The sequence below is a fragment of the Prevotella sp. MGM1 genome (assembly GCF_002933775.1).
In the GTDB taxonomy this organism is placed as follows: domain Bacteria; phylum Bacteroidota; class Bacteroidia; order Bacteroidales; family Bacteroidaceae; genus Prevotella.
Map to the genome: position 1 here is coordinate 59,202 of NZ_BEWV01000207.1, position 26,466 is coordinate 85,667.

A 26,466-nucleotide genomic window follows, 5' to 3' on the forward strand; every position below is an offset into this window, starting at 1 on the left:
CTTGTCGGTATTAAACTGTGCCTTACCGGCAAACGGTATAAATAAAAATATGAAGAATACAACCTTTCTATACATTCCAAGTTTTACTTCCTCTGTGCGGCTTTTGTTTTATAACCGCAACGATACCGGCCTTGCAACAACGCACGCATTTTGCTCTTTATAAGCTGTTTACGCATTGGAGAAATACGATCTACAAAAACTTTGCCGTCAAGATGATCAAACTCATGCTGCATTACCCTTGCCAAATATCCGTCAACCCATTCATCGTGTGGTTCAAATTTTTCATCTAGATACTGCACATGTATTCGAGTGGGACGTGTGACTTTTTCATGAATAGCCGGCAAACTGAGACACCCCTCCTCCATAGACTCAACAATAGTTTCGTCGTATTCAATTATATGAGGATTGATATATGCTTTTTTAAAACCCTTATATTCAGGCAGATCGTCCGACAAAACATCAAGGTCTATCACAACCACACGAATAGCCTTGCCAATCTGAGGAGCGGCCAGTCCAACACCTTCAGACTCCGTCAATGTCTCAAACATATCACTGATGAGTGTCTCAAGTTCAGGATAGTCTGTCGGTATATCTTCGGAAACCTTTCTCAACACAGGTTGTCCGTATATGTATATAGGTAAAATCATTTGTTGTATTTTATTTATAAATAAACATGATACTGGATCAGAAACGTGACGACATATAATCCTGTAATATTATAGTCGCACTTATCTCGTCCACAAGCGCCTTGTCACGTCTGGCTTTTTTCCGTAATCCACTGTCGATAATTGCCTTGTGTGCAAGTACAGAAGTGAAACGCTCATCATAAAATTCAATCGGAACACTCGGTACCGCCCTACGCCACCTATTGACAAACTCCTGCACACGAGCCATATTCTCACTCGGTTGACCATTAGGTTGTTTCGGTTCACCGATTATAATACGCTCCACACTCTCATGAGCCACATAAGCCTTGAGATAATCAAACAAGTCTGACGTAAGAACAGTTGCCAACCCACCCGGAATTATTTGGAGTGGGTCGGTAACTGCCAATCCCGTACGTTTCTTTCCGTAATCAATAGAAAGTATACGTGCCACGTTTTAGATACGTTATTTATTATCTGCCGTTATACAGCAACCAAGCGTCCGGGAACTTGGCGCGAAGGTCATTACGACTCGAAGCTGCATCACCCTTGCTGTCGAATGTGGTGGCAATCACGCGATACATATTACGATCAGTGTTTTTAACCACCTGCGCATCATATCCCTCGCCTTTAAGACGCTGTTGAAGCCCCTCGGCATTTGCCATAACAGAGAAAGAGCCAACAACAACACTGTAATTCTTCAATCCGGAACCATTGACAAGAGACACGCTTTCTGTCTTTACCTCTACATTATCGGAATTATCTACGATTCTGACTTCTGTCACCGGAGCCTCAACCACTGGAGCCACAACATTGGTATTCGTCTCCGTTGTTTCCGGTTGTACTTGCGCCGTCTCCTGTGCCTTGGCTTTCTCATACGCTTTCTTATAAGCACTTTCACTTGATTTACATCCGGTAAAAGCCATCGCCGCACACAAACCGGCACATAAAACCATGTACTTCTTCATTTCAAATCTTTTTATTAATTACACCTTAAAAATCATTCTCTCATATAAAAATATGTTTGCGAAGTTACTAAATACTGAGTGAAAAGCCCAATTCAAGTCACATAAAGTTTGTTAAATAAAGGAAATAGGATAATTTTAACAAAAAATGGCCACGCATTTAATTTACAATCAGAAAAGTTTTCATATATTTGCCTCACGAATTGATTGTTTAACTAATAAAATTATAGCATTATGAAAAGTTTAGGTTACCTCGGCGCATTCCTCGGAGGGGCTATTGCCGGCACTGTTTTAGGTCTTTTGGTGGCTCCCGAGAAAGGTCGTGACACCCGTGAGAAAATCACTGACGCAGTGGATGACTTCATGAAAAAGCACAACATAAAGTTGAGCCGTAAAGACATTAACGATTTGGTGGACGACATCAAAGATGTTGCTCCTGCTGAATAAATACACATTTACACTTCTATAAAACATATCCTAGATATGCTATCAAGCGATAAAAACGTTGAATCAATAGCACAATTAATAGAAGTATTGAAAAAACACATCGGACTTCAAAAAGAATATTTGAAGTTCGATGTGATAGACAAAACCGTCCGTCTTCTCACGGCTTTCACGCTATTCACTATCTTTTTTGTGCTCCTGATAGCCATGATGTTCTATCTGTCGTTCGCAATAGTATACTGGATGGCTCCCGCCACAGGATTAGGGGGTGCCTTCGCTATAGTTTCGGGAGCATTCACGATTATGCTCATTGCCATTTTTGCATTCCGCAAATCACTGATAGAACGTCCGTTGGTAAGATTTCTCGCTAACCTGCTATTAAACTGAACAAACAAAAAGGCATGATGAAGACATTCAATACAATAGAAGAAATACAGTTGCGAAAAGAAGAGTTGCGTGATGAACTGCATGCCAGCAGCGAGCTTATAGGAAACATCTGGATGGAAATAACAAACGACAACAAGCCATCGACAAAAGGCGAAATGATGACAAGCATAATAAGCAAGAGCATCACGGCCTTCGACGCATTTATGCTGGCAAGAAAACTTGTGACCCAATACGGGAGAATATTCAAGCGAAAACGCAGGTAAAATATAGTAAGTACATCATGATGAATGTTTGGTTAGAAATCCTTTTATTTGTAAATTTATAGAAAAAGGGATAACCCGACATTGAAATCATGATTAATATTTATAAAACATACTTATCATCGTCTTATCGCAACTTACCATAACAAATAATTCTGTATATCTGCAAAACTTCAATATTTGATTTATCTTAATCAAAAAGCATGCACTCCGTTCCCTGAATATGTATTGTACACCATATTACGCAGTAACAAGAAATATTATTATAATGACAGTATTTCATTCACAAAATGCCTGGAAGCGTTTATAAAACAAGCCTGAAGAAACTTCAAACAACCTACCACGATACTAACGGCAAGACATAAAAAAAAGGAGTACCGCTGTACTCCAATCTTTGTTAACCTTAAATCTAATACTATGAAAAACACGATGCAAATATAGTGAATTTGTTTTATTTGTGCAAATTTCACATAAATAAAACATATTCATACTAACAAACATTAACGGTTTGTATTATACCACGATTTCCTGTCCGTCATAAGCCAATTCAAATCCCTCTGGGAAACACCGGTTTGCATCCTTATGCCTACCCAAATGATGGCATGAATGTATAAAAAAAGTACGTCGGGCAGATACAGTTCTCGAGAACTCTATTGCGTCGTCTACAAGTTGATGTGAATGATGTGGCTTATCAAATCGCAAAGCATTGACAATAAGCGTATCAATCCTTCCTCTAAGCACATTTATCTCTTCTTTACCTATGGTTTTCATATCCGTGATATAAGCAAAATCACCGATAAGAAATCCTAATATTGGCATTTTGCCATGCATCACCCGAAACGGTCTTACTGTAATATCACCAATATCAAAAGGAATGTCAGGTTCTATGACATTCAATCTTATGCCGGGCACTCCGGGATATTTATTCTCAGTGAAGCAGTAAGGAATAGTTTGCCTCAAGCTGTCGGCCGCTCCAGAATCGGCATAGACATCTATCTCTCCGAAAGCGCAATAAGGCCGTAAATCGTCCATTCCTCCAACGTGATCATAATGCGTATGAGTAATAAGCACTCCATCAATGCGACGAAAAGGACGGAACATCATTTGCTGGCGAAAATCCGGACCGCAGTCTATGAGTATTCTTGTCTTCTCTGTCTCAATCAGCACCGAACTGCGAAGCCGCTTGTCATGAGGATCCTCACTCATACACACATCGCAACTGCAACCGAGAACCGGACTGCCGCAACTCGTGCCTGTGCCAAGAAAAGTTATCTTCATTTGATGTTAACCTCTGGATATATTTCTATTCCGAACTTGTTTCTTACATCATTACGTATCATATCACAAAGCCTCATGATCTCTTTACCATCGGCTCCGCCACGGTTTACAAGCACAAGAGCCTGACGAGAATGTACTCCTGCCCTGCCGAGTGATTTTCCTCTCCACCCGCAACTCTCTATAAGCCATCCGGCAGGAATTTTCTCATATTCGGCATCCACTCTGTAATGAGGCATCTCCGGATATAAACTAGAAAGTTCATCATATTTGGCTCGCGGCACCACAGGGTTCATAAAGAAACTCCCTGCATTACCTTCTACATCCGGATCTGGCAGTTTCTCTTTCCTTATGCCAATTATAACATCTCGCAACTGTGCAGCTGTAGGTTTATAAAAGCCCCTCTTTTCAAGCTCTAAACGAATGTTTCCGTAATCTATTTGTGGACAAAATGTTCTTTTAAGCCTATACGTAACGTATGTTATAACATACTTGTCGCGCCATTCACCCTTGAAGCGGCTTTGCCTGTATGAGTATGCACAGTCTTCATTTGTGAAAGAGACCTCCTGTCCTGTACCGATTTCCACCGCTTCCACCTTATATATAATATCTTTGGCTTCCACACCATAGGCACCTATATTCTGTACCGCACTCGCACCCACTTCACCAGGAATAAACGAAAGGTTTTCCGCACCGTACCATCCGTTGTCGACACAAAGCCTCACAACATCATCCCAAGTCTCGCCACTGCCGACACGAAGCAGAACACTTTCCTGCATGCTATCTACCGATATTCCTTTTATGGCAGAATGAAGCACCGTTCCCGAATAGTCATCTGTCAGCAATAAATTGCTTCCTCCGCCCAATATCAGTAGCGGAGCATCTCCAGCGGTCAGAGTCGTAAGTATCAGACGCAACTCCTCTAACGAGTCAAACTCTACAAATCTTCTGCAAAATGCTTTTATCCCAAAGGTATTATATGACGTAAGATCGTAGTTATTAATATCTTTCATGGTTCAAGTTATCAGTTTGGTCAACAACCATTTACCATTGCGACGAGTAAATGTAAGTTCTATTTCAAGGCCATTTGATATACCCCGCATTACAAAAATCTTGTCATTGCTGTTCCGGTTGGCCTGGCCATAGTTGATATTATACAATATCTTGGAAGGCAAATCCGGAGCAAAAGCAGGCCATGTCTCAGGTGTCAGTACTCCCTCCATTTGGGCAAAATCATCGTCAGGGTCAGGACCGACAAATGTTACGGGATCGCTCAAACTTGAAACTTGGAACAACGAATCTGACACAAATGACTGGTAAAATTTAAGAAACGATGCATTCTTGTCTTTATACATAGGTATTATATTTATACCGCGCATCATCCACAACCCATTTACCCTGTCAAAAAGATACTGTTTGACAGTCTTTATGTTCAGATAGATCTTCTCCACTACCACATGATTGATTGTAGTGTCTTTTCCAGCCTCCATCTGTCTTGCATTATCGAATATCAATGTGTAATATCCTTGTCGCATAAAGAAATGCTCTGTCTTCCACTCCGATTTCCCAATAGAGTCTGTCCGTTCTGCATTGATAACTGGAAGCGGGAAAACAATACGCTCCATTTGCAACTTCCGGTTGGCGGCGAAATTAAAGAAGAAATCATCAAAAAGCTCATCAGCCGCCTTTGGCATCGGAGTTTCCGTTATCAACAGTTCCATTGTGTCGGCAACAACCGAGTCTACAAAATCTGACGAGTCTGCCGGAGCCTCGTCATGAGAACCAGCCATCTTACTCCCATTGCAGGAAAACATAAGCATGGCAAAAGCGAAAATCGCGATTAAAAACCTTTTCATCTTTCAAATCGAAATGCTATCCATCTCCCAAATTTGCGCAAAAGTACAACTTTATTTTGATATTTTGCGCTATTTAAGTACAAAAATATTACCTTTGCAAGAAATTTAGATAAATTAAAGCAACAATGATACTTGACAAAATAAAGCAACTTCTGGAAGAGGTTGGCAATATGAGCGCAAACAATGCGGAAGAGATTGAGAACCTGAGACTTAAATATCTCGGCAAAAAAGGTGAGATAACAGCACTTATGGCTGATTTCCGCAATGTTCCGGCTGATCAAAAAAAGAGCGTCGGAATAAAAATAAACGAACTGAAACAAACAGCCCAAGAACGCATAAACGCTCTTAAAGAGATTTTGGATACAACAGACAGCGACATAGAGGGGCTCGACCTTACACGTTCACCATACCCTATCAGACTTGGTACTCGCCACCCTCTGACAATTGTCAAAAACGAAATAATCGACATTTTCTCACGGATGGGATTTGTACTGGCTGATGGCCCGGAGGTTGAAAACGACATGCACGTATTCACCAAAATGAATTTCGCCCCGGATCATCCTGCACGCGACATGCAAGACACTTTCTTTGTGGAGCAAAACAAGAATGATGTAACCAAAAACATGGTTCTTCGCAGCCACACAAGTTCTGTTCAAGCACGTGTAATGGAAACTTCACAACCGCCGATAAGGGTCATATGCCCCGGCCGCGTATATCGTAATGAGGCCATAACTGCACGCGCTCATTGCTTCTTCCACCAAGTAGAGGGACTATATATCGATAAAAATGTATCGTTCACAGATCTCAAACAGGTTCTGTTGTCATTTGCACACGAAATGTTCGGCAACGACACCAAGATACGCCTGCGCCCAAGCTATTTCCCGTTCACCGAGCCAAGTGCGGAAATGGATATCTCATGCCACATTTGCGGTGGCAAGGGATGTGGCTTCTGTAAACACACCGGATGGGTGGAGATTTTAGGATGCGGAATGGTCGACCCGAATGTTTTGGAGCAATGTGGCATCGACAGTAAAATATACACCGGATATGCTTTCGGTATGGGAGTCGAACGCATCACTAATCTGAAATATCAAGTAAGCGATCTGCGCATGTTCTCTGAAAACGACTTGCGCTTCCTTAAAGAATTTGAAGCGGCCAACTGATACCACTTTCGCAAAACATACAAAGGGCATTGATTACTCAAATATATGTAATCAATGCCCTTTGTGTATTTGGCATATAAAAATATAGATCCACCAATACGTTTGTGGTTGCCCCCTCTGACAAACTCAAACCGCAGGCTATGTTTAAATATCGTCCAGCAATAATATTATCAAGCTCTGTCTCCGACAACCACTTTCACTTTCGAGATACGATGCTGTTCCATTTCCAATACCTCAAACTTGAATTTATCAAACGGTATTTTCTCATGTAACCGCGGAAACTCACCTTTTATGTAAAGTAAAAGCCCGGCAATAGTATCAGCTTCTCCTTCCACATCGGCAAAGATATTACTATCCTCTTTCATTATTTTAGTAAAATCGCTCAACAAAGTCTTGCCCTCAAAAATAAAAGTGCTACTATTTATACGTATATAACTCTTCTCATCATCATCATATTCATCATTAATCTCACCGACAATTTCTTCCAATACATCTTCAAGGGTCACTATTCCGCTCGTTCCCCCAAACTCATCCACAACAATGGCTATATGCACTTTATTATCCTGAAAATCACGAAGCAAATCATCTATCTTCTTGGTTTCAGGAACAAAATATGGCGGACGAATCAAAGTCTGCCACCGGAAATTTGCTGATTTCCCTAAATGTGGCAATAAGTCCTTAATATAAAGTACCCCACGTATATTATCTATATTGTCCTGATACACAGGCATCCGCGAATAATTATTCTCCACAATACATCTAAGTACTTCCGGAAATGTTGATTTAAAGTCCAAATCCACGACATCCTGGCGGCTCGTCATTATCTCCTTTGCCGTCTCGTCACCAAATCTCACGATTCCCTCAAGCAGTTTTTTCTCTTCCTTTATAGCATCGGTATCCGTCAATTCAAGCGCTTGCTCCAAGTCATTTATACTCAAAACATGGTTCTCTTTCTGCACCACTTTTTCCGCCAACACACCGGAACGAAGCAATACACTGCCAAGAGGATAGAATATTTTACGTAAGAAAAGAATACCGGGTGCAGAGAAACGGCAGAACCGCAAAGGCTGTTGGCTGCAATATACTTTAGGCATAATCTCTCCGAAAAGGAGCAATATAAACGTAAGAATAACAGTGATACATACGAATTGCAGCCAATAGGCATTGCCAAAATCTATCAAACGGCCGAAAAAATAGTTGCAAAGCATGATTATCGTTACGTTAACCAAATTATTGGTTATCAGTATTGTTGCCAATGTACGTTCCGAATCATTAAGAAGTTGCATTATATTACTATCCGATACAGATTTTTTTTCGGCTATTATGCTAAGATCGTTCGGAGTAAGTGAAAAAAAAGCAATCTCCGAACCGGAAGCGAAACCGGAAGCTACCAACAAAAGACAGGCCAATACACCAGATATGATAACCCCGGCATCAGGTGCCATAAAATGCACCTCACTAAACATTTGTTCTATTGTTAAAAGTAACACTTTAATTTAAATTTAGAATGGCAAGTCATTTTCCGGCTCCATCGACTTGCCTGTCGCAGACTGAACGGCTGTATTTTCGGAACTTTCAACATCCTGAGACATCTGCAAAGTCTTTGGTGTCAACATCTCCATATTGTCTGCCCACACTTCCGTAATACTATGCCTCTTCCCATGTTTGTCGTCATAAACCGAATAACGGAGTCGCCCTTCTATATAAAGCTTATCACCTTTGTGCACATACTTTTCCACTATTTCAGCCAATCTCCGCCACAGCACGACATTATGCCAATCAGTACGATCGGGCACCTTGGTACCGTTCGGCAATGTATAACCGCGTTCGGTTGTCGCAAGCGACAACCGCGCCACCGCAACACCTTGATCTACATAGCGAACCTCCGGTTCCCTGCCCACATTTCCGATAAGCATAACCTTGTTCATGACTTATTATTCTATCAAGTTTCGATACTATTTGCACATTCCAAGATAATGGAACTTAAAGTTCTTTCCCTTTACCGATGGGAACTGGCTGCGGCTATCCACACGCTGACGCAGATAATCGACAATACGGTTATAACACTCCAACCCTGAATTTGCCTTGCAACGGGCTACAAAACGAGTATCACGATATTGGAATTTTCCTGTTCCCGGAACTTGAAGCACACGCTTAAAATCAATCTCTCCCTCATACCATCCGAACAGATTATCATTAAGACGTGACATGACAGGGGGCAAAACCTTTTCTCTGCTATCGGCAGTACCGCCATGCACAGCACGCTTTTCCTTAAAATCGAGCATTGTAGCTGCTTCAGTCTTTATAATAATAAAATATACACGGGGACGTATTTTATAACGCTTCGGATAGTAAACATCACTCTCAACATATTCACGGACATCGGCTTCAAGTACGGGGTTCATTCCGATTTCACTTATACTACCCAAAAAAGTAATGGCATCATTAACATTAGTGACTAATGTCTCTTTATCAAAATATCTTAGATATAAGTTCATTTAAAAATTGTTGTTTTCCTTGTAGAATAATAAAAACGAGCGGAAAACGGGACTCGAACCCGCGACCCCAACCTTGGCAAGGTTGTGCTCTACCAACTGAGCTATTTCCGCAACTTTTCCTTTTGTCAGGAGCATTGCTCTCAATGCGGTTGCAAAGGTAGTACTTTTTTTTGTTCCGACAAATTTTTTCGAGCTTTTTTTACTAAAAACGGCATTAATCCATACGATTTTTATAATCTTCATAGCAAAATTGGCGCAAAACAGTCAGTTCCCCGTCATTTTTAAGCATTCCTATTGCCGGATGCTCTACTCCATTAAACATGGTGGTCTTTACCGTCGTATAATGAATCATATCTTCAAAAATGACCCTGTCTCCAACTTTCAACGGCTTTTCAAAACGCCATGCTCCAAGAAAATCTCCCGACAAACAACTATTTCCCCCAAGCCTGTATGTGTTTTCTTCCACTGCCTTTTCCATTGGAAGAGATTTCGCTCCACGGACGACAGGCTGATAAGGCATTTCAAGACAATCCGGCATGTGGCATGTGAAACTAACATTCAATATTGCGGTTTTTATCCCGTTATCTTCGACTATATCCACTACTTGCGACACCAATACTCCGGTCTGCCACGCAAACGCACTTCCCGGTTCAAGTATAATTCTAAGATTAGGATAACGGCAACGGAAACTCCGTAATATCTCCACCATCAAATCGATATCATAGTCATCACGGGTCATCAAGTGACCACCACCGAAATTTATCCATTTCAGCTGCGAAAACCAACGTGAGAATTTCTCCTCTATATGCACAAGGGTTCTCCGGAACACATCAGCCCCGCTTTCACAATGGCAATGACAGTGAAAACCATCTATTCCTTCCGGCAATATCTCAGGAAGTTTACATGCCGAAACACCGAATCGCGTACCGGGAGCACATGGGTTGTATAGCATCGTGCCGACCTCCGAATACTCCGGATTAACACGTATGCCGCACGACACAGAAGCATCCAACGCCTTAACCCTCTCAAAATATGTCTCAAACTGTGACAACGAATTAAACGTGACATGACTTGAACAACGCACGATATCATCTATACTATCATCGGTATATGCGGGAGAATATGTATGTGCAGGAGTTCCGAACTCTTCAAACGCGAGTTTTGCCTCAAAAGAAGAGCTTGCCGTCGTTGCATTAATATATTCGCGAAAGATGGGGAATGTCTTCCATAAGGCAAATGCCTTAAAAGCAAGAATTATCTCCACGCCAGCCCTTGACGCCACATCAGAAATCACGGAAAGATTGCGCCGAAGCAGTTTCTCCTCTACAATATAAATAGGTGTAGATATGTTCTCAAATGTATCCATAGTTCATCATTATTTGTTTACGTACGCAAAATTAACAAAAAACATCGTAAAGCACCAACACGACATGATGAAAAAGACGATTTATTTACCTTGTCATCCTTTTTTGAGAAATTAACTAAAAAACAATCTTCAAAAACTTGTGGATAATGAATAAAGTATATACATTTGCACACAAATTAAAAATATTCAGAATAATGACACAACCAATGGCACAAAAAGCGCTCACGCTCAAGACATTGACCAAAAACACAGTCTGGGACGTACAAGAGAATGACATTTTCCGAATGTTGGAAAGTGTGGAGAAGGATGCAGACATAAGGGATAACATCCGTCGATACACAGACATTATCAGGGTTGCATTTATGATTGAAGAACTTCAAGAGCCATCATCTGCAATGAAAGGTAAATTTGAGAAGACCGGATATAAAATCGGACAAATACAGATTGACGACAATACCAAAATGACATTGGCTCTCAAAAAACGCCCGATATCACGTGTTACCGATCTCACGTATGAGAATATACACCATATCACTGCCGCAAAACTAATAGAAGTACTCGACAGAAATTTCGGAGGCGGTTGGGAATCGTTATCCCAAAGTGTCAAGGATATTATCGAAAGCGGTTTCGACATATCCACAACCACACTCCCCAAAGACAGGCTTCACAAATCTGGCGGTATGTACGAAAAGAAAGTCGCCGACGGATATGATGTGCTTGAAGTAGTAAAAGGAACATGGGTGGAAGCCATTTTCGCAAAGTTGAAACCCGAGACAGAGAAGCCACGCCTGAAACTAATGTCGAAAAACGAGGAAGACGAAATTCCGGAAGACGACTACAACAAGCCTGACGAAGATGATATCATCGATGAGGAACCGACCATATTGGGCGACGATGATATTACCGAAGACAACTACCGCACTACATTTGAAATAGAAGGTGAACCCGACGAGGAAGCGGAAAGCATGTCGGATTTCGGTGACGAATAGTATATACAAAACTACTAATGCAATATACATAGTATAAAGAGTTGAAGGAGCCATCGTGCACTGCGTTAAAGCAGAGCGATCGCTCCTCTTTTTTTAACAATAAAACTCCAGAGCTTTTGCTCACATTTTCATTTTAATCAAATAACATAACCTAAAACAACAATGAACATTCCAGAAGTTTTTTGGCTCATTCCGGCAGCATCTGTAACGGCGCTGGGAATGGCATGGTTCTTCTTCCGTCAGATGATGAAAGAAGACGAGGGAACACCGCGCATGCGGGAAATAGCGGAACATGTGCGCCGAGGTGCGATGGCCTATCTGAAACAACAGTACAAAGTCGTCGGTATCGTATTCGTAGTGCTTGCGCTTATATTCGCTTTCATGTCCTATGCGCTTAATGTACAGAATCCTTGGGTTCCGTTCGCATTCATCACAGGCGGTCTTTTCTCCGGACTTGCAGGTTTTTTCGGCATGAAAACCGCCACATACGCTTCCGCACGCACGGCCAACGCTGCACGGAAAGGACTTAACAACGGCCTTAGAATAGCTTTCCGTAGCGGAGCTGTCATGGGGCTTGTAGTAGTGGGACTCGGCCTGCTCGATATCGCAATCTGGTTCCTCGTGCTCAGTTATTTCTATAACGGAGACAGCATGGCACTCATAACCATTACCACCACCATGCTTACTTTCGGCATGGGAGCATCTACCCAAGCACTGTTCGCACGTGTAGGAGGCGGAATATATACCAAAGCGGCCGACGTTGGTGCCGATTTGGTTGGAAAAGTTGAGGCCAACATTCCCGAAGACGACCCTCGAAATCCGGCAACCATCGCTGACAACGTGGGAGATAACGTGGGCGATGTAGCCGGCATGGGCGCCGACCTGTACGAAAGCTACTGCGGAAGCATCCTCAGCACGGCGGCCCTCGGAGCAACAGCCTTCGCTTTCAATATGGATATGCAACTCAAAGCCGTCATTGCCCCCATGATAATCGCTTCCGTAGGAATATTCCTTTCGCTGATCGGAATATTCCTTGTGCGAACCAATGAAGGAGCAACAATGAAAGACCTGCTCAAATCTCTCGGACTGGGAACAAATGTTTCGGCCATACTTATTGCCGCCGCGTCTTTCGTCATCTTGTATCTTTTGGAACTTGACAACTGGATAGGAGTGTCATTCTCCGTAGTGACGGGTCTTATGGCCGGCGTAATCATCGGTCAAGGCACGGAATATTACACGAGCCAGAGCTACAAACCTACACGACAGATATCTGAATCATCACAGACCGGCCCGGCCACCGTTATCATAAAGGGTATCGGAACGGGAATGATCTCAACCATGATTCCGGTCGTGACAATATCTGTCGCAATCATGCTGAGTTATCTCTGCGCCAACCATTTTGATCTGTCCATGAGCGCAGAAAGTATTTCAAGGGGGCTCTACGGCATCGGTATCGCCGCTGTAGGCATGTTGTCAACACTCGGCATCACTCTCGCCACGGACGCTTACGGCCCTATCGCCGACAACGCCGGCGGAAACGCCGAGATGAGCGAACTGGGCGAGAACGTGCGTCACCGTACAGACGCACTTGACGCACTGGGCAATACCACTGCGGCCACAGGCAAAGGATTTGCCATAGGCAGCGCTGCCCTAACAGCCCTTGCACTCCTTGCATCTTACGTTGAGGAGATAAAGATTGCCATGGTACGCGCAGTAGACAACGGACAGATATTTTTCAACAGCGTTGGCGAAGTGTTCAATCCCGCCACTGCCAACATGGTAGACTACATGGAGTTCTTCCAAGTAAACCTGATGAACCCCAAAGTTCTTGTCGGTGCTTTTATAGGCGGAATGGCAGCATTCCTGTTCTGCGGCCTCACCATGGGAGCTGTAGGTCGCGCCGCACAGACAATGGTTGAAGAAGTGCGCCGTCAATTCCGTGAAATAGCCGGAATACTTGACGGCAAAGCCACTCCCGATTACGGCCGTTGTGTAGAAATCAGCACACGTTCGGCACAGCGCGAGATGATTTTCCCCAGCCTTTTAGCCATTATCATCCCTATCGTTGTGGGTGTCCTGCTCGGAGTGGCTGGTGTGATGGGACTGCTCGTAGGCGGACTTACCGCCGGTTTCACCCTTGCCGTGTTCATGGCAAACGCAGGCGGAGCATGGGATAATGCCAAGAAAATGGTAGAGGAAGGTCATTTCGGCGGCAAAGGCTCAGAATGCCATAAGGCAACTATCGTGGGCGACACCGTGGGCGATCCGTTTAAAGACACGTCAGGCCCATCACTCAATATTCTTATCAAACTCATGTCCATGGTAAGTATAGTAATGGCCGGACTCACTGTAGCGTTCCTATAATTGACAGATAAAGACCGGACACTACACATAAAACAATGTATACAGAAAGCCCGGCCTGAAAAAAAACAACTGCAGGGACACGGAGATTATGAAGAAAATATCGTTTAATACGGTAACTCTCCATATCTCCGTGTCTCTATGTCTATAATATATTTTTATTCAACTTATCACATCTTTTTTAAATACGATACATTCATTAATTGCGGTTATGAAATAATAAGACAAAAAGACTTTCAAAACTCGTTTATTTTTAATAAGAAAAAACAGGAGTCGTAAATACGCAAGTTTTAAGCAATTTACATAATCGCTTGGCTATCAACTAAATAGCAAAATTCCACTTCACGACTATTAATGATAAAGACCTTATTGCATTGCGTTTAGCATCCCGTTGGCCTACATTCAGCAATCCGTTGCATTACAACGAGACGCTAAACGCATCGCAATTACCTGCCAAACGCACTCTAACGAGCGTCCCGTTGCAAGACAAAGCCCAAACCACCTTTCCGTGATGAATAACTTATAGTATTGTATATCGAAATCAATATCGCCTTAATCAATCTGGAATGAGAAAAAAACGAAATGTTAATTCCATGACTTTATTATTACAACATAAAGTTGTATGCAACCGCAAAACAGATAGACATAATACTATCAGAATTGAAAAATAGTAAAAATCAATTCACAGTCATGTGAAAACATCCTTGCTTCAGCTCATATTTTATATAACACCTGTCTTGTTCCCTGAAATCTCGCAGCACCTCGCTCAATACCCATTTTAACGTATCGTTGCGTACACGGCGACGCTCCGGCCCGTCAGGGTCTTCCACCGTCTTATATCTGTTATAACATATATCGAATGTTGTACCATAAAGATGACAACTGTTTTCCGTGGCGTTTCCGTTGCGGTTGCGCAGTCTTTGCACATCGTCACGAGTGCGGAGAACACTCGTCACAATAATTTTATGAAGCGGTATGCCTTTTATTTGCAGACTGTCGAAAAAAGCACGGCCTATATCCTGAAGCAGCACGGCCGCACGAGGTACAAGATACGGAATACTGCTGTTGAGTCTGTCCACATGATAATAAGGATTACTACCCACATATACAAGATCTTTCTTCCTATGCTCAGCCTCGTCACGATCTTTCACCGGCGACACACCGTGAGAGTTTGCCGCTTCCAGCTGTACGTCATTATTATCCGGAAACGCCTTCTGAAATGAACTTACACTGTATATGCGATGCTTTACCGGAGTGCCGTCGGCATTGAAAAAGCGAGCGCCGACTCTTTCTGACACCTGTATTCCGGCTTTTCCCTCGTCCAAAACCGCCCCGGAAACTATTTCCGTCCCGTTACCGTCCAACGGCTTCGCCACTCCCGGAAAAACACAGCGTATAACAGCCAAAAGAATAACGATGGCAAAAAAGCCTTGCAAATATCTCTGTTTGGTTATCTTCGTATTGAATATTTTCCTCATGTTCGAAAAACAAATTTCAATGCAAAGATACACTTTTTATCCCAATAATGCCTTACCGGACAACCATTAAGTTTACGAACATAAATGAAAATAACATCGTAAAGAGTCATTTTCATGATGCCGCATATCACTTACCTTTCAAGATAATTACCATGTCAAGGCTTTTCTTACGGACATCCGCAATACTATACGGATATATCCCGTTCGGATTAACTGACCGATGGCCGCCCCGGCATTCGAAACCCAACAAAACCGAAAGAACATATAAACAATATTTTAATACAGAAAAGACATGTAGTATAAACAATGTTTTTTGCAGATTTTATTCGTATATTACAACGTTTTTCGCTAATTTTGCAACAAAATTCAAAATCATAAGAAATTGATAGAGAAGCATATCGTACTTGAAGACATAGACCCCGTAACGTTCTACGGAGTCAACAACGCTCATCTGCAAATGATAAAAGCGTTATATCCCAAACTGAGAATAGTGGCGCGCGACAATGTCATGCGCGTGCTCGGAGACGAGGAACAAATGTGCGCATTCGAGGAAAGCACCGAGAAAATGCGCAGACACGTGCTTAAATTCAACACTCTGAATGAAGAAGACATTATAAAAATCGTCAACGGTGAACGCCCCAATGATGAGTTTCCCGAAGGAGTCATCGTATACAACATATCCGGCAAACCGATAAAGGCCCGTGGCGAAAACCAACAAAAACTAATAGAAGCATACCACGCCAATGATATGGTATTCGCCGTAGGCCCGGCAGGAACAGGAAAAACCTACCTCAGTATAGCACTTGCGGTAAAAGCACTTAAAGAAAAAACAATAAAAAAGATAATCTTGAGTCGCCCTGCGGTGGAAGCCGGCGAGAAACTGGGTTTCCTGCCAGGCGACATGAAAGATAAAATAGACCCGTACCTGCAACCGCTCTACGATGCTCTCGAAGATATGATACCGGCAGCGAAACTGCAAGACATGATGGAAAAACACATCATACAGATTGCTCCACTGGCATTCATGCGCGGACGCACACTGAGCGATGCAGTGGTGATTTTGGACGAGGCTCAAAACACCACTCCCGCACAGATAAGAATGTTTATCACGCGAATGGGATGGAACACAAAAATGATCGTCACGGGAGACATGACCCAAGTTGACCTTCCGAGAGAACAGAAGAGCGGACTTGTGGAAGCTTTGAGAATACTGAACGGCATTGAAGGAATAAGCATTATAAATCTCAATCAAAAAGATATAGTGCGCCACAAGCTCGTGACACGGATTGTAAACGCATACGAGGCATTCGACAAAACAAAAATATCAAAACAACAGAATAACGATGAAAGCATTAACAAGAACTGATTTCAATTTTCAGGGACAGACAAGCGTGTATCACGGAAAAGTACGCGACGTGTATGACATTAACAACGACCTGATGGTCATGGTTGCCACAGACAGAATTTCAGCATTCGACGTCATTCTTCCCAAAGGCATTCCGTTCAAAGGTCAGGTGCTGAACCAGATTGCCGCAAAATTCCTCGATGCCACCAGCGACATTTGTCCAAACTGGAAACTCGCCACCCCCGACCCAATGGTAACAGTGGGTCTGAAATGCGAAGGTTTCAGAGTTGAAATGATTATCCGTTCTATCCTTACCGGGTCGGCATGGCGCGACTATCAAAAGGGATGCAGAGAGATTTGCGGCGTGAAACTGCCTGATGGCATGAGAGAGAACCAACGCTTCCCAGAGCCGATCATCACCCCGACGACAAAAGCCGACGAAGGACATGACATGAACATATCGAAAGACGAGATAATAAAGCAAGGCATAGTAAGCGCGGAAGACTATGCCGTAATGGAAGACTACACAAGAAAACTCTTTAAGAGAGGCCAAGATATAGCTGACAAACAAGGGCTTATACTCGTAGACACAAAGTATGAGTTTGGCAAACGAGACGGAAAAGTCTATCTCATAGATGAAATACACACTCCGGATTCGAGCCGCTATTTCTATGCAGACGGATATGAGGAGAAATTTGACAAAGGCGAGCCACAGAAGCAACTGTCAAAGGAATTTGTACGCCAATGGCTCATAGAGCATAACTTCATGAACGAACCGGGACAGACAATGCCGGAAATAACGGACGAGTACGCCGAAAGCGTGAGCGACCGCTATATCGAACTGTTTGAACATATCACTGGAGAGAAATTCGCAAAGGCTGCGGACAGCGATGACATTGCGGCACGAATAGAAAAGAACGTAAACGAATATCTTGCCGGCAGATAAATGTACAAGCAGGAAGAGATAAAACCATACGGACAATCGGCCGACAAAGGGGAACAGGTAGAGTTGATGTTTGACAACATCGCCTCTACCTATGACACTCTAAACCACCGCCTGTCGTGGAACATCGACAGGTATTGGCGACGAAAAGCCATAAGCCAACTTGCACGATATGCCCCCAAATCAATACTCGACATAGCCACAGGGACCGGTGATTTTGCAATAATGCAAGCAGAAAGCCTTCCCCAATGCAAGATAACGGGAGTCGACATAAGCAACGGCATGATGGAAATCGGACGCAGGAAAGCAGCTCGTAAAAACCTGTCGGATATTATCTCTTTCTCGAAAGAAGACTGCATGAGCCTTTCATTCGGTGACAATTCATTCGATGCGGTGACAGCGGCTTTCGGCATCCGGAACTTTGAAAACCTTGACCTTGGATTAAAAGAGATGCACAGAGTAATGAAAAAGGGCGGTCATCTGTCCATCATAGAACTGACATCACCTGTCAGATTCCCGATGAAACAGTTGTTCAGAATTTATTCTCACACATTTCTACCGGCATACGGACACATGATTTCAAAAGATCCGGCCGCTTACAACTATCTGATAAAAACGATAGAGGCTTTCCCGCAAGGGGAGAAAATGATTGAAATATTGAAGAATGCCGGCTTCAGAGCCCCAGGTTTCAAACGTCTCACATTCGGCATCTGCACCTTATATTTCGCAACAAAATAAAACAAACACACCCCTATGGACATATACGGTTTAATCGGCTACCCGCTTCTACATTCGTTCTCGATAAGCTACTTCAACCAAAAATTTGAAGACGAGGGAATAAACGCCCGATACGAGAACTTTGAAATTCAGTCAATAGAATCGCTGATGGAAATTATCGATTCAACCCCAAACCTGCGGGGACTTAATGTCACTATTCCATATAAGGAAAAAGTAATATCGTATCTTGACGCACTGAGTCCCGAAGCAAGAGCCATCGGAGCCGTAAATGTGATTAGGGTGATACATGAAAACAATAAGGTAACGCTGAAAGGATATAATTCCGATGTGATAGGATTTACACAAAGCATTGAGCCTATGTTAGAAAAATATCACAAGAAAGCATTGATTCTCGGCACAGGAGGCGCATCGAAAGCCATCGATTACGGCCTCAAATCTTTAGGTCTCGAAACTGTCTTCGTCAGCAGATACAAACGTCCCGGAACTATACAGTATACAGATGTGACACCGGAAGTGATAAAAGAATACAACGTGATTGTGAACTGCACGCCGTGCGGGATGTATCCACACTCCGACGAGTGTCCGCAACTGCCATACGAGGCAATGGATAATCACACGATTCTCTACGATCTTATATACAATCCGGACGAGACGCTATTCATGAAAAATGGCATAGAATATGGCGCCAATGTTAAAAACGGACTTGAGATGCTGTTGTTACAAGCATTCGCAAGTTGGGAGTTTTGGAACAACAAAGATTGAAAGCACCGAAATAAACACTATTAATATCAAAAATATTTATGGACAAGAATAACCGATATATGATGCGCGGTGTAAGCGCAGCCAAAGAAGATGTGCATAATGCCATTAAGAATATTGACAAAGGAATCTTTCCGCAGGCATTCTGCAAGATAATCCCCGACATTTTGGGCGGAGACCCCGAGTATTGTAATATCATGCACGCAGACGGGGCAGGCACCAAATCGGCTCTGGCATACATGTATTGGAAAGAGACAGGTGATTTAAGCGTATGGAAAGGAATAGCGCAAGACGCATTGATAATGAACACAGATGATTTGCTTTGCGTAGGAGCGGTGGACAATATCCTTGTTTCAAGCACGATCGGACGTAATAAAATGCTTGTTCCGGGCGAAGTAATATCGGCTATAATAAACGGTACCGACGAACTTCTTGCGCAAATGCGTGAAATGGGAATAGGCATATACGCCACCGGCGGCGAGACAGCCGATGTGGGAGACCTTGTGCGTACGATTATCGTTGACTCTACCGTGACATGCCGAATGAAAAGAAGTGATGTTATCGACAATGCCAACATCAAACCGGGAGACATCATCGTTGGTCTTTCTTCGTCAGGCAAGGCGTCTTATGAGCAGCAATACAACGGAGGAATGGGAAGCAACGGGCTTACAAGCGCACGTCACGATGTGTTCTCCAAATACCTTGCCGAGAAATATCCGGAAAGCTATGACCATGCAGTCCCTGATGAACTTGTATATAGCGGAAACTACAGTTTGGAGCAGGCTGTGGATGGTACGGATGTCAATGCCGGTAAACTTGTACTCTCCCCCACCCGTACTTATGCTCCTGTGATAAAGAAAATCCTGGATGCTCACCGAAAAGACATACACGGAATGGTGCATTGTACCGGCGGCGCACAGACCAAAGTGCTACATTTCGTCGGAGACAACTGCAAGGTGATAAAAGACAATATGTTCCCTGTCCCCCCACTTTTCAAAATCATCAGCGAAGAGAGCGGTACCGACTGGAAAGAAATGTACAAGGTGTTCAACATGGGGCACCGCATGGAAATATACGTAAACCCGGAACTTGCCGACTCTATAATTGAAATAAGCAAAAGTTTCAATATTGACGCTCAGATAGTCGGACGTGTAGAAGAAGGAAAGAAAAGCCTGACAATAAAATCTGAATACGGAGTGTTTGAGTATTAAAAGAAATACGAAACCCAGGAATTTGAGAAAACAATAAAGTTTTTTCGAGAAAATCCGGCATTGCTTGAAAAAAAGAAACAACAGACAATTAATGATAGACAACAACAATATACTCGAAAAACTTGACGGTCTTGTGAGCCGTTATGAGGAAGTAGGGACGTTGATTACAGACCCAAGCGTAATCGCAGATCAGGAACGTTACGTAAAACTAACCCGCGAATACAAGGACCTCGGCGACATTATGGATGCCCGCAAACGTTATATTAACTGCATCAACGGTATTACGGAAGCAAAAGATATTCTTTCGAATGAAAATGATCCTGAAATGAAAGAGATGGCCCGCGAGGAACTGGCCATTAACGAAAAACTGATGCCTAAGATTGAAGAAGAGATTAAGTTTGCACTCATCCCCAAAGACCCGGAAGACGCAAAGAATGTACAAATGGAAATAAGAGCCGGAACCGGCGGAGACGAAGCCGCCCTGTTTGCCGGCGACCTGTTCCAAATGTATAAAAAGTATTGCGACTCCAAAGGCTGGAGCCTATCGATAACCAGTGCAAGCGAAGGAGCTGTAGGAGGATTTAAGGAAATTGATTTTGCCGTAAGCGGAGATTGCGTGTATGGAGTATTGAAATATGAATCGGGAGTACACCGCGTGCAACGTGTACCGGCAACCGAGACACAAGGACGCATGCACACAAGTGCGGCAACAGTGGCCGTACTTCCTGAAGCCGACAAATTCGAGGTAAACATAAATGAAGGAGACATCAAATGGGATACGTTCAGAAGTTCGGGAGCCGGAGGACAGAACGTAAACAAAGTAGAATCAGGCGTGCGCCTGCGTTATCCCTGGAAAAACCCCAATACCGGAGAGACGGAAGAGATACTTATTGAATGTACAGAAACACGAGACCAACCAAAGAATAAAGAAAGAGCTTTGTCACGTTTGCGCACATTCATATACGACAGGGAACATCAGAAATATGTCGATGACATTGCCAACAGACGCAAAACACTTGTATCTACGGGAGACCGCAGCGCAAAAATTCGAACATATAATTTCCCGCAAGGACGTGTTACGGATCATCGCATAGGATTTACCACCCACGACTTGCAAGGCTTCATGGGTGGAGACATACAAGCTATGATTGACGCCCTTACCGTAGCAGAAAATGCAGAACGTATGAAAGAAGCCGAGCTGTAATAATAAATCGGCAAGTGTTACGATAATCTTTCCATTATTAAATAAAGACAAATAATAATGAACAGACAAGAATTAATAGAACAAATCAGATTAAAGAAAAGTTTTCTGTGTGTCGGATTAGATACCGATACAAAAAAAATCCCGCCGCATCTGCTAAAAGATGAAGATCCTATATTCGCATTCAATAAAGCAATAATAGACGCGACATCACCATATTGTGTGTCGTATAAACCCAACTTGGCTTTTTATGAAGCGTTCGGCGTTAAAGGTATGGTTTCATTTGAGAAAACAATAAAATATCTCAAAGAGAACTATCCCAAACATTTTATCATCGCAGATGCCAAGCGCGGAGACATCGGAAACACATCGGATATGTATGCCCGCACATTTTTTGAAGAATATGACATTGACGCTTTGACCGTCGCCCCTTATATGGGAGAAGACTGTGTCACCCCTTTCTTAAAATATGAAAACAAGTGGGTAATACTTTTAGCACTTACAAGCAACAAAGGCAGTCACGATTTCCAGCTTATGGAAGATAAAAACGGACAGAGACTGTTTGAAAAAGTACTTCAAAAAAGCCAAAATTGGGGAAATGACGAGAATATGATGTTCGTAGTAGGAGCCACCCAAGGCGAGATGTTCAGAGACATAAGAAAAATTGCCCCCAATCATTTCCTTCTTGTCCCAGGTGTAGGAGCTCAAGGAGGAAGTTTGCAAGAAGTTTGCAAATACGGTATGAATAAAGATTGCGGGCTTCTTGTAAACAGCAGCCGCGGAATAATATATGCTTCCACAGGAGAGGATTTTGCAGAAATTGCCGCCCAAAAAGCAAAGGAACTGCAAAAAGAAATGGAAGCCGAATTAGCATGTAATGAATGAAGCTAAAATTATAAACGATCCGGTTTTCGGATTTATAAAAATCCCAACCGGTTTATTGCTTGACATCGTCAAACATCCGCTTATGCAACGATTGACACGCATAAACCAGTTGGGATTGGCTTCTGTTGTATATCCAGGCGCACAACATACACGATTTCTGCATTCATTGGGAGCTTTTCACCTCATGAGTGAAGCTATACTTTCACTACAACAAAAAGGTAACTTTATTTTTGATAGTGAGGCAGAGGCAGTCGAAGCGGCCATACTTATGCATGATATAGGGCACGGACCGTTCAGTCATGTACTTGAACACACACTCATAAAAGACATTTCCCATGAAGAAATATCGCTGCTTATGATGGAGCAGATAAACAAGGAACTCGGCGGTCATCTTAATCTTGCCATGAAAATTTTTAAAGATGAATACCCCAAGAAGTTCCTTCATCAGCTCATAAGCAGTCAACTTGACATGGATAGACTTGATTATTTACGCAGAGATTCTTTCTATACAGGAGTTACAGAGGGTAATATCGGAAGCGCGCGAATAATAAAGATGCTCAATGTCCACGACGACCAATTGGTTGCCGACTCAAAAGGAATATATTCCATAGAGAATTATCTCACATCACGACGGTTGATGTACTGGCAAGTATATCTACATAAGACAGCCGTAGCTTATGAAAAAGTTCTGATCAACGCACTAACACGAGCTAAACATCTGGTAAATGAAGGCCACAAACTATTCGCGACTCCTGCATTATCCTATTTTCTGAATAATGATGTAAACCGTGCTTGGTTCTATGAGCACGATGAAGCCTTAAAGATGTACGAATGTCTTGACGACAATGATATTTGGAGTTCTCTGAAAGTATGGGCAAATCATGACGACAAGATATTATCGACTTTATCATGTGACATGATTAACAGAAACATTTTCAAGGTTGAGGTTTACGACGAACCAATATCTGAAAACCGAATTTCAGAAATAAGACACGGTATTGCAAAAAAGTTTGCCATCGAAGAAAAAGACACGAGCTACATGATAAGCGTCAACACCATTCAAAAAGACATGTATGACACAAACGATGACAAGATAACCATTCTATATAAAGATGGAACAACAAAGGATATTTCAAAGGCTTCTGAAATACTTAATATGCAACTGCTTTCTAAAAAAATAAGAAAATATTATCTCTGTTATCAACGCATATAAATAAAATTTGTTATATTTGCATATTAATAGAAAATAAATTAACTGCAAATGGAATTTACAGCAAAACAAATTGCCGATTTTATCGGTGGTAAAGTTGAAGGAGATGCAAATGCCACAGTTCACACCTTTGCGAAAATAGAAGAAGGAAAAGCAGGAGCAATATCTTTTCTTTCGAATCCCAAATATACACAATATATTTATGACAGCGAGTCGAGCATAATTCTCATCAACGAGGATGTTGAATTAAACAAGCCGGTAGCGGCAACTCTCATCAGAGTAAAAAATGCTTATGAATGCGTTGCTAAATTATTACAACTTTACGAATCAAGCAAACCAAGAAAAAAGGGGATAAATCCCCTCGCTTCAATCGCCCCTACCGCAATAATCGGAAAAGATGCCTATATCGGAGCATTTGCCGTGATAGGAGATAACGCAGTGATTGGAGATAACAGCATGATTTATCCCAACACAGTGATTGGAGAGAATGTAAAGATTGGAAACAACACAAAAATATATCCGAACGTAACAATCTATGAGAATTGTAAATTGGGAAACAACGTTACCGTTCATTCCGGAACAGTAATAGGAGCAGACGGTTTTGGATTTGCCCCCAACACTGACGGATATAACAAAATACCGCAAATCGGTATTGTAACAATTGAAGACGATGTTGAAATTGGAGCCAATACATGTATCGATCGCTCCACTATGGGAAGTACCGTAATACATAAAGGTGTGAAATTGGATAATCTTATCCAAGTAGCCCATAATGTTGAGATTGGCGAAAATACCGTAATGTCCGCTCAAGTCGGCATTGCCGGAAGTACAAAAGTAGGCTCGTGGTGCATGTTTGGCGGACAAGTGGGATTGGCCGGACATATCAATATCGGAGACAAGACTTTCCTTGGTGCACAATCCGGAGTTCCTGGAAATATCAAAGGTAATCAAACACTTATAGGCACTCCACCGATGGAGCCTAAAGCTTATTTTAAATCACAAGCTATATTCCGCAAGTTACCTGAACTTTACAAACAGATTAACGAACTACAAAAACAAATTGAAGAATTAAAGAATAAATAATTTTATTTTATGATGAAGCAAAAAACACTAAAAGGAAGTTTTTCACTTTGTGGAAAAGGATTACATACAGGATTAAGTCTTACCATCACATTTAACCCTGCACCGGAAAACACCGGCTATAAGATACAACGAATCGACCTGGAAGGAATGCCGATAATAGATGCCATTGCAGAAAATGTAATTGATACACAGCGTGGAACCGTTATCGGAAAAGGAGATGCCAAAGTCTCAACCATAGAACATGGACTGGCGGCTTTATATGCATTAGGCATTGACAACTGTCTAATTCAAGTAAACGGCCCTGAATTTCCAATCTTAGATGGAAGTGCAAGCAAATATATAGAAAAAATAAATGAAATCGGGACAGAAGAGCAAAATGCTCCCAAAGATTGGTATATAATACGCAAAAAGATTGAGGTAAAAGATGAAGAAACCGGTTCATGTATAACAATTTTGCCTGATGATGAGTTTAGTCTTACGACAATGTGCTCGTTTAACTCTAAATTCATTAACAGCCAATTCGCCTCTCTTGACAAGATAGAGAACTTCACAACAGAAATTGCACCTGCACGCACTTTTGTTTTTGTACGTGATATTGAACCTTTACTCAAAGCCAACCTAATAAAGGGAGGGGATTTGGATAACGCCATTGTAATATACGAAAAACAAATATCGCAAGAGCAATTGGACAAATTGGCCGATATGATTCAAGCAAGACACCATGATGCCGAAGAGCTCGGATATATCCAAAACAAGCCTTTGGTTTGGGAAAATGAATGCACTCGGCACAAACTACTCGACATTGTCGGTGATTTGGCTCTTATTGGTAAACCTATAAAAGGACGCATTATTGCCACACGCCCTGGACATACCATAAACAATAAGTTTGCCCGCCAAATGAGAAAGGAGATACGCAAGCATGAAGTTCAGGCACCTATATACGATCCAAACGAAGAGCCTGTAATGGATGTTAACAGGATACGCGAACTTCTTCCCCACCGCTACCCGATGCAATTGGTAGATAAAGTTATTTCCCTGGGTGCGACAAATATTGTCGGTGTAAAAAACATTACAAGCAATGAACCGTTCTTCCAAGGACATTTCCCGCAAGAGCCGGTAATGCCAGGGGTATTGCAAGTGGAAGCGATGGCACAATGTGGCGGTCTGCTCGTACTTAACACTGTTGAGGAGCCGGAGCGATGGTCTACTTATTTCATGAAAATAGATAGTGTCAAGTTCCGTCAGAAAGTCGTACCCGGCGATACTTTGTTATTTAAAGTTGAATTGCTGGCACCGGTTCGTCATGGAATATCCTCAATGAAAGGTTATGTATTCGTTGGAGACCATATTGTTTCTGAAGCGACATTCACTGCCCAAATAGTAAAAAACAAATAATACGATAAGG

General features: G+C 42.4%; 27 protein-coding genes and 1 tRNA gene. 16 read left to right on the forward strand and 12 right to left on the reverse strand.

Features of this window, described 5'->3' with window-relative positions:
* Positions 1–83: 83 nt before the first annotated feature.
* The 3 genes from def to MoGM_RS10410 are packed head-to-tail and all read right to left on the reverse strand — an operon-like array spanning position 84 to position 1,612.
* Positions 84–647, reverse strand: a complete 564-nt coding sequence (gene def, locus MoGM_RS10400; RefSeq protein WP_104369980.1) for a peptide deformylase — start codon at positions 645–647, stop codon at positions 84–86.
* Between the two features lie 37 nt (positions 648–684).
* Positions 685–1,098, reverse strand: coding sequence for a Holliday junction resolvase RuvX (ruvX, locus tag MoGM_RS10405; protein WP_104369981.1), 414 nt, complete (start codon positions 1,096–1,098; stop codon positions 685–687).
* A gap of 19 nt (positions 1,099–1,117) precedes the next feature.
* Positions 1,118–1,612: an SPOR domain-containing protein gene (locus tag MoGM_RS10410; protein ID WP_104369982.1), complete on the reverse strand. Its 495-nt coding sequence runs from the start codon at positions 1,610–1,612 to the stop codon at positions 1,118–1,120.
* Between the two features lie 231 nt (positions 1,613–1,843).
* Between MoGM_RS10410 and MoGM_RS10415 the strand changes: the two genes are divergently transcribed.
* The 3 genes from MoGM_RS10415 (at position 1,844) to MoGM_RS10425 (ending at position 2,703) form a co-directional block, all read left to right on the forward strand.
* Positions 1,844–2,056: a YtxH domain-containing protein gene (locus MoGM_RS10415; RefSeq protein ID WP_104369983.1), complete on the forward strand. Its 213-nt coding sequence runs from the start codon at positions 1,844–1,846 to the stop codon at positions 2,054–2,056.
* An 87-nt stretch (positions 2,057–2,143) separates the two neighbouring features.
* Complete coding sequence (locus tag MoGM_RS10420; protein ID WP_371410527.1) at positions 2,144–2,440, forward strand: phage holin family protein; 297 nt, start codon at positions 2,144–2,146, stop codon at positions 2,438–2,440.
* A 14-nt stretch (positions 2,441–2,454) separates the two neighbouring features.
* Positions 2,455–2,703: a hypothetical protein gene (locus MoGM_RS10425; RefSeq protein WP_104369985.1), complete on the forward strand. Its 249-nt coding sequence runs from the start codon at positions 2,455–2,457 to the stop codon at positions 2,701–2,703.
* Between the two features lie 510 nt (positions 2,704–3,213).
* Here the strand turns inward: MoGM_RS10425 and MoGM_RS10430 are convergent.
* The 3 genes from MoGM_RS10430 to MoGM_RS10440 are packed head-to-tail and all read right to left on the reverse strand — an operon-like array spanning position 3,214 to position 5,831.
* Positions 3,214–3,978 carry an MBL fold metallo-hydrolase gene (locus MoGM_RS10430; protein ID WP_104369986.1) on the reverse strand — a complete coding sequence of 255 codons (765 nt, stop codon included), beginning with the start codon at positions 3,976–3,978 and terminating at the stop codon, positions 3,214–3,216.
* Entirely contained in the window at positions 3,975–4,988 is a 1,014-nt protein-coding gene (murB, locus tag MoGM_RS10435) for a UDP-N-acetylmuramate dehydrogenase (protein ID WP_104369987.1), read from the reverse strand. The genes MoGM_RS10430 and murB overlap by 4 nt, the downstream gene beginning before the upstream one ends.
* 3 nt (positions 4,989–4,991) lie before the next feature.
* Complete coding sequence (locus MoGM_RS10440; protein WP_104369988.1) at positions 4,992–5,831, reverse strand: DUF4348 domain-containing protein; 840 nt, start codon at positions 5,829–5,831, stop codon at positions 4,992–4,994.
* A gap of 125 nt (positions 5,832–5,956) precedes the next feature.
* Between MoGM_RS10440 and pheS the strand changes: the two genes are divergently transcribed.
* A complete protein-coding gene (gene pheS, locus MoGM_RS10445; protein ID WP_104369989.1) occupies positions 5,957–6,994 on the forward strand; it encodes a phenylalanine--tRNA ligase subunit alpha in 1,038 nt (345 codons plus the stop codon).
* A gap of 170 nt (positions 6,995–7,164) precedes the next feature.
* Here pheS and gldE read toward each other — a convergent pair whose 3' ends face one another.
* The 5 genes from gldE to nspC form a co-directional block, all read right to left on the reverse strand.
* Positions 7,165–8,460 (reverse strand): gliding motility-associated protein GldE, encoded by a 1,296-nt coding sequence (gene gldE / locus MoGM_RS10450; protein ID WP_104369990.1) that lies wholly within the window; start codon positions 8,458–8,460, stop codon positions 7,165–7,167.
* Positions 8,461–8,496: 36 nt separating this feature from the next.
* Entirely contained in the window at positions 8,497–8,922 is a 426-nt protein-coding gene (locus MoGM_RS10455; RefSeq protein WP_104369991.1) for a single-stranded DNA-binding protein, read from the reverse strand.
* Positions 8,923–8,949: 27 nt separating this feature from the next.
* Positions 8,950–9,492, reverse strand: coding sequence for a hypothetical protein (locus tag MoGM_RS10460; RefSeq protein ID WP_104369992.1), 543 nt, complete (start codon positions 9,490–9,492; stop codon positions 8,950–8,952).
* A 38-nt stretch (positions 9,493–9,530) separates the two neighbouring features.
* A tRNA-Gly gene (locus MoGM_RS10465) sits at positions 9,531–9,603 on the reverse strand.
* 103 nt (positions 9,604–9,706) lie between these two features.
* Positions 9,707–10,858, reverse strand: coding sequence for a carboxynorspermidine decarboxylase (nspC, locus tag MoGM_RS10470; protein ID WP_104369993.1), 1,152 nt, complete (start codon positions 10,856–10,858; stop codon positions 9,707–9,709).
* Positions 10,859–11,064: 206 nt separating this feature from the next.
* Here nspC and MoGM_RS10475 point away from each other — a divergent pair, with 206 nt between their 5' ends.
* Together MoGM_RS10475 and MoGM_RS10480 are read left to right on the forward strand one after the other, a co-directional pair.
* On the forward strand, positions 11,065–11,847 hold the full coding sequence (locus MoGM_RS10475; protein WP_104370013.1) for a hypothetical protein: 783 nt from the start codon (positions 11,065–11,067) through the stop codon (positions 11,845–11,847).
* A 162-nt stretch (positions 11,848–12,009) separates the two neighbouring features.
* On the forward strand, positions 12,010–14,211 hold the full coding sequence (locus MoGM_RS10480; protein ID WP_104369994.1) for a sodium-translocating pyrophosphatase: 2,202 nt from the start codon (positions 12,010–12,012) through the stop codon (positions 14,209–14,211).
* A gap of 674 nt (positions 14,212–14,885) precedes the next feature.
* Here MoGM_RS10480 and MoGM_RS10485 read toward each other — a convergent pair.
* Positions 14,886–15,686 (reverse strand): DUF5715 family protein, encoded by an 801-nt coding sequence (locus MoGM_RS10485; RefSeq protein WP_104369995.1) that lies wholly within the window; start codon positions 15,684–15,686, stop codon positions 14,886–14,888.
* Positions 15,687–16,068: 382 nt separating this feature from the next.
* On the opposite strand from MoGM_RS10485, the gene MoGM_RS10490 reads away from it, so the two are divergent.
* The 10 genes from MoGM_RS10490 to MoGM_RS10535 all read left to right on the forward strand — a co-directional run bounded on the left by MoGM_RS10490 (position 16,069) and on the right by MoGM_RS10535 (position 26,456).
* Positions 16,069–17,052: a PhoH family protein gene (locus tag MoGM_RS10490; RefSeq protein WP_104369996.1), complete on the forward strand. Its 984-nt coding sequence runs from the start codon at positions 16,069–16,071 to the stop codon at positions 17,050–17,052.
* The gene (locus MoGM_RS10495) at positions 17,030–17,977 is read left to right on the forward strand and encodes a phosphoribosylaminoimidazolesuccinocarboxamide synthase (protein ID WP_104369997.1); all 948 of its coding nucleotides are present in this window, start codon (positions 17,030–17,032) and stop codon (positions 17,975–17,977) included. Before MoGM_RS10490 ends, MoGM_RS10495 begins: the two co-directional genes overlap by 23 nt.
* Positions 17,978–18,712 (forward strand): bifunctional demethylmenaquinone methyltransferase/2-methoxy-6-polyprenyl-1,4-benzoquinol methylase UbiE, encoded by a 735-nt coding sequence (ubiE, locus tag MoGM_RS10500; RefSeq protein WP_104369998.1) that lies wholly within the window; start codon positions 17,978–17,980, stop codon positions 18,710–18,712.
* Between the two features lie 15 nt (positions 18,713–18,727).
* Complete coding sequence (locus MoGM_RS10505; RefSeq protein ID WP_104369999.1) at positions 18,728–19,474, forward strand: shikimate dehydrogenase; 747 nt, start codon at positions 18,728–18,730, stop codon at positions 19,472–19,474.
* Positions 19,475–19,512: 38 nt separating this feature from the next.
* Positions 19,513–20,682, forward strand: a complete 1,170-nt coding sequence (locus tag MoGM_RS10510) for an AIR synthase-related protein (RefSeq protein ID WP_104370000.1) — start codon at positions 19,513–19,515, stop codon at positions 20,680–20,682.
* Between the two features lie 91 nt (positions 20,683–20,773).
* On the forward strand, positions 20,774–21,886 hold the full coding sequence (gene prfA, locus MoGM_RS10515; RefSeq protein WP_104370001.1) for a peptide chain release factor 1: 1,113 nt from the start codon (positions 20,774–20,776) through the stop codon (positions 21,884–21,886).
* 57 nt (positions 21,887–21,943) lie between these two features.
* A complete protein-coding gene (pyrF, locus tag MoGM_RS10520) occupies positions 21,944–22,768 on the forward strand; it encodes an orotidine-5'-phosphate decarboxylase (RefSeq protein ID WP_104370002.1) in 825 nt (274 codons plus the stop codon).
* Complete coding sequence (locus MoGM_RS10525; protein WP_104370003.1) at positions 22,761–23,981, forward strand: HD domain-containing protein; 1,221 nt, start codon at positions 22,761–22,763, stop codon at positions 23,979–23,981. The genes pyrF and MoGM_RS10525 overlap by 8 nt, the downstream gene beginning before the upstream one ends.
* 48 nt (positions 23,982–24,029) lie before the next feature.
* Positions 24,030–25,061, forward strand: coding sequence for a UDP-3-O-(3-hydroxymyristoyl)glucosamine N-acyltransferase (gene lpxD, locus MoGM_RS10530; protein ID WP_104370004.1), 1,032 nt, complete (start codon positions 24,030–24,032; stop codon positions 25,059–25,061).
* 9 nt (positions 25,062–25,070) lie between these two features.
* Complete coding sequence (locus MoGM_RS10535; protein WP_104370005.1) at positions 25,071–26,456, forward strand: bifunctional UDP-3-O-[3-hydroxymyristoyl] N-acetylglucosamine deacetylase/3-hydroxyacyl-ACP dehydratase; 1,386 nt, start codon at positions 25,071–25,073, stop codon at positions 26,454–26,456.
* Positions 26,457–26,466 lie beyond the last annotated feature (10 nt).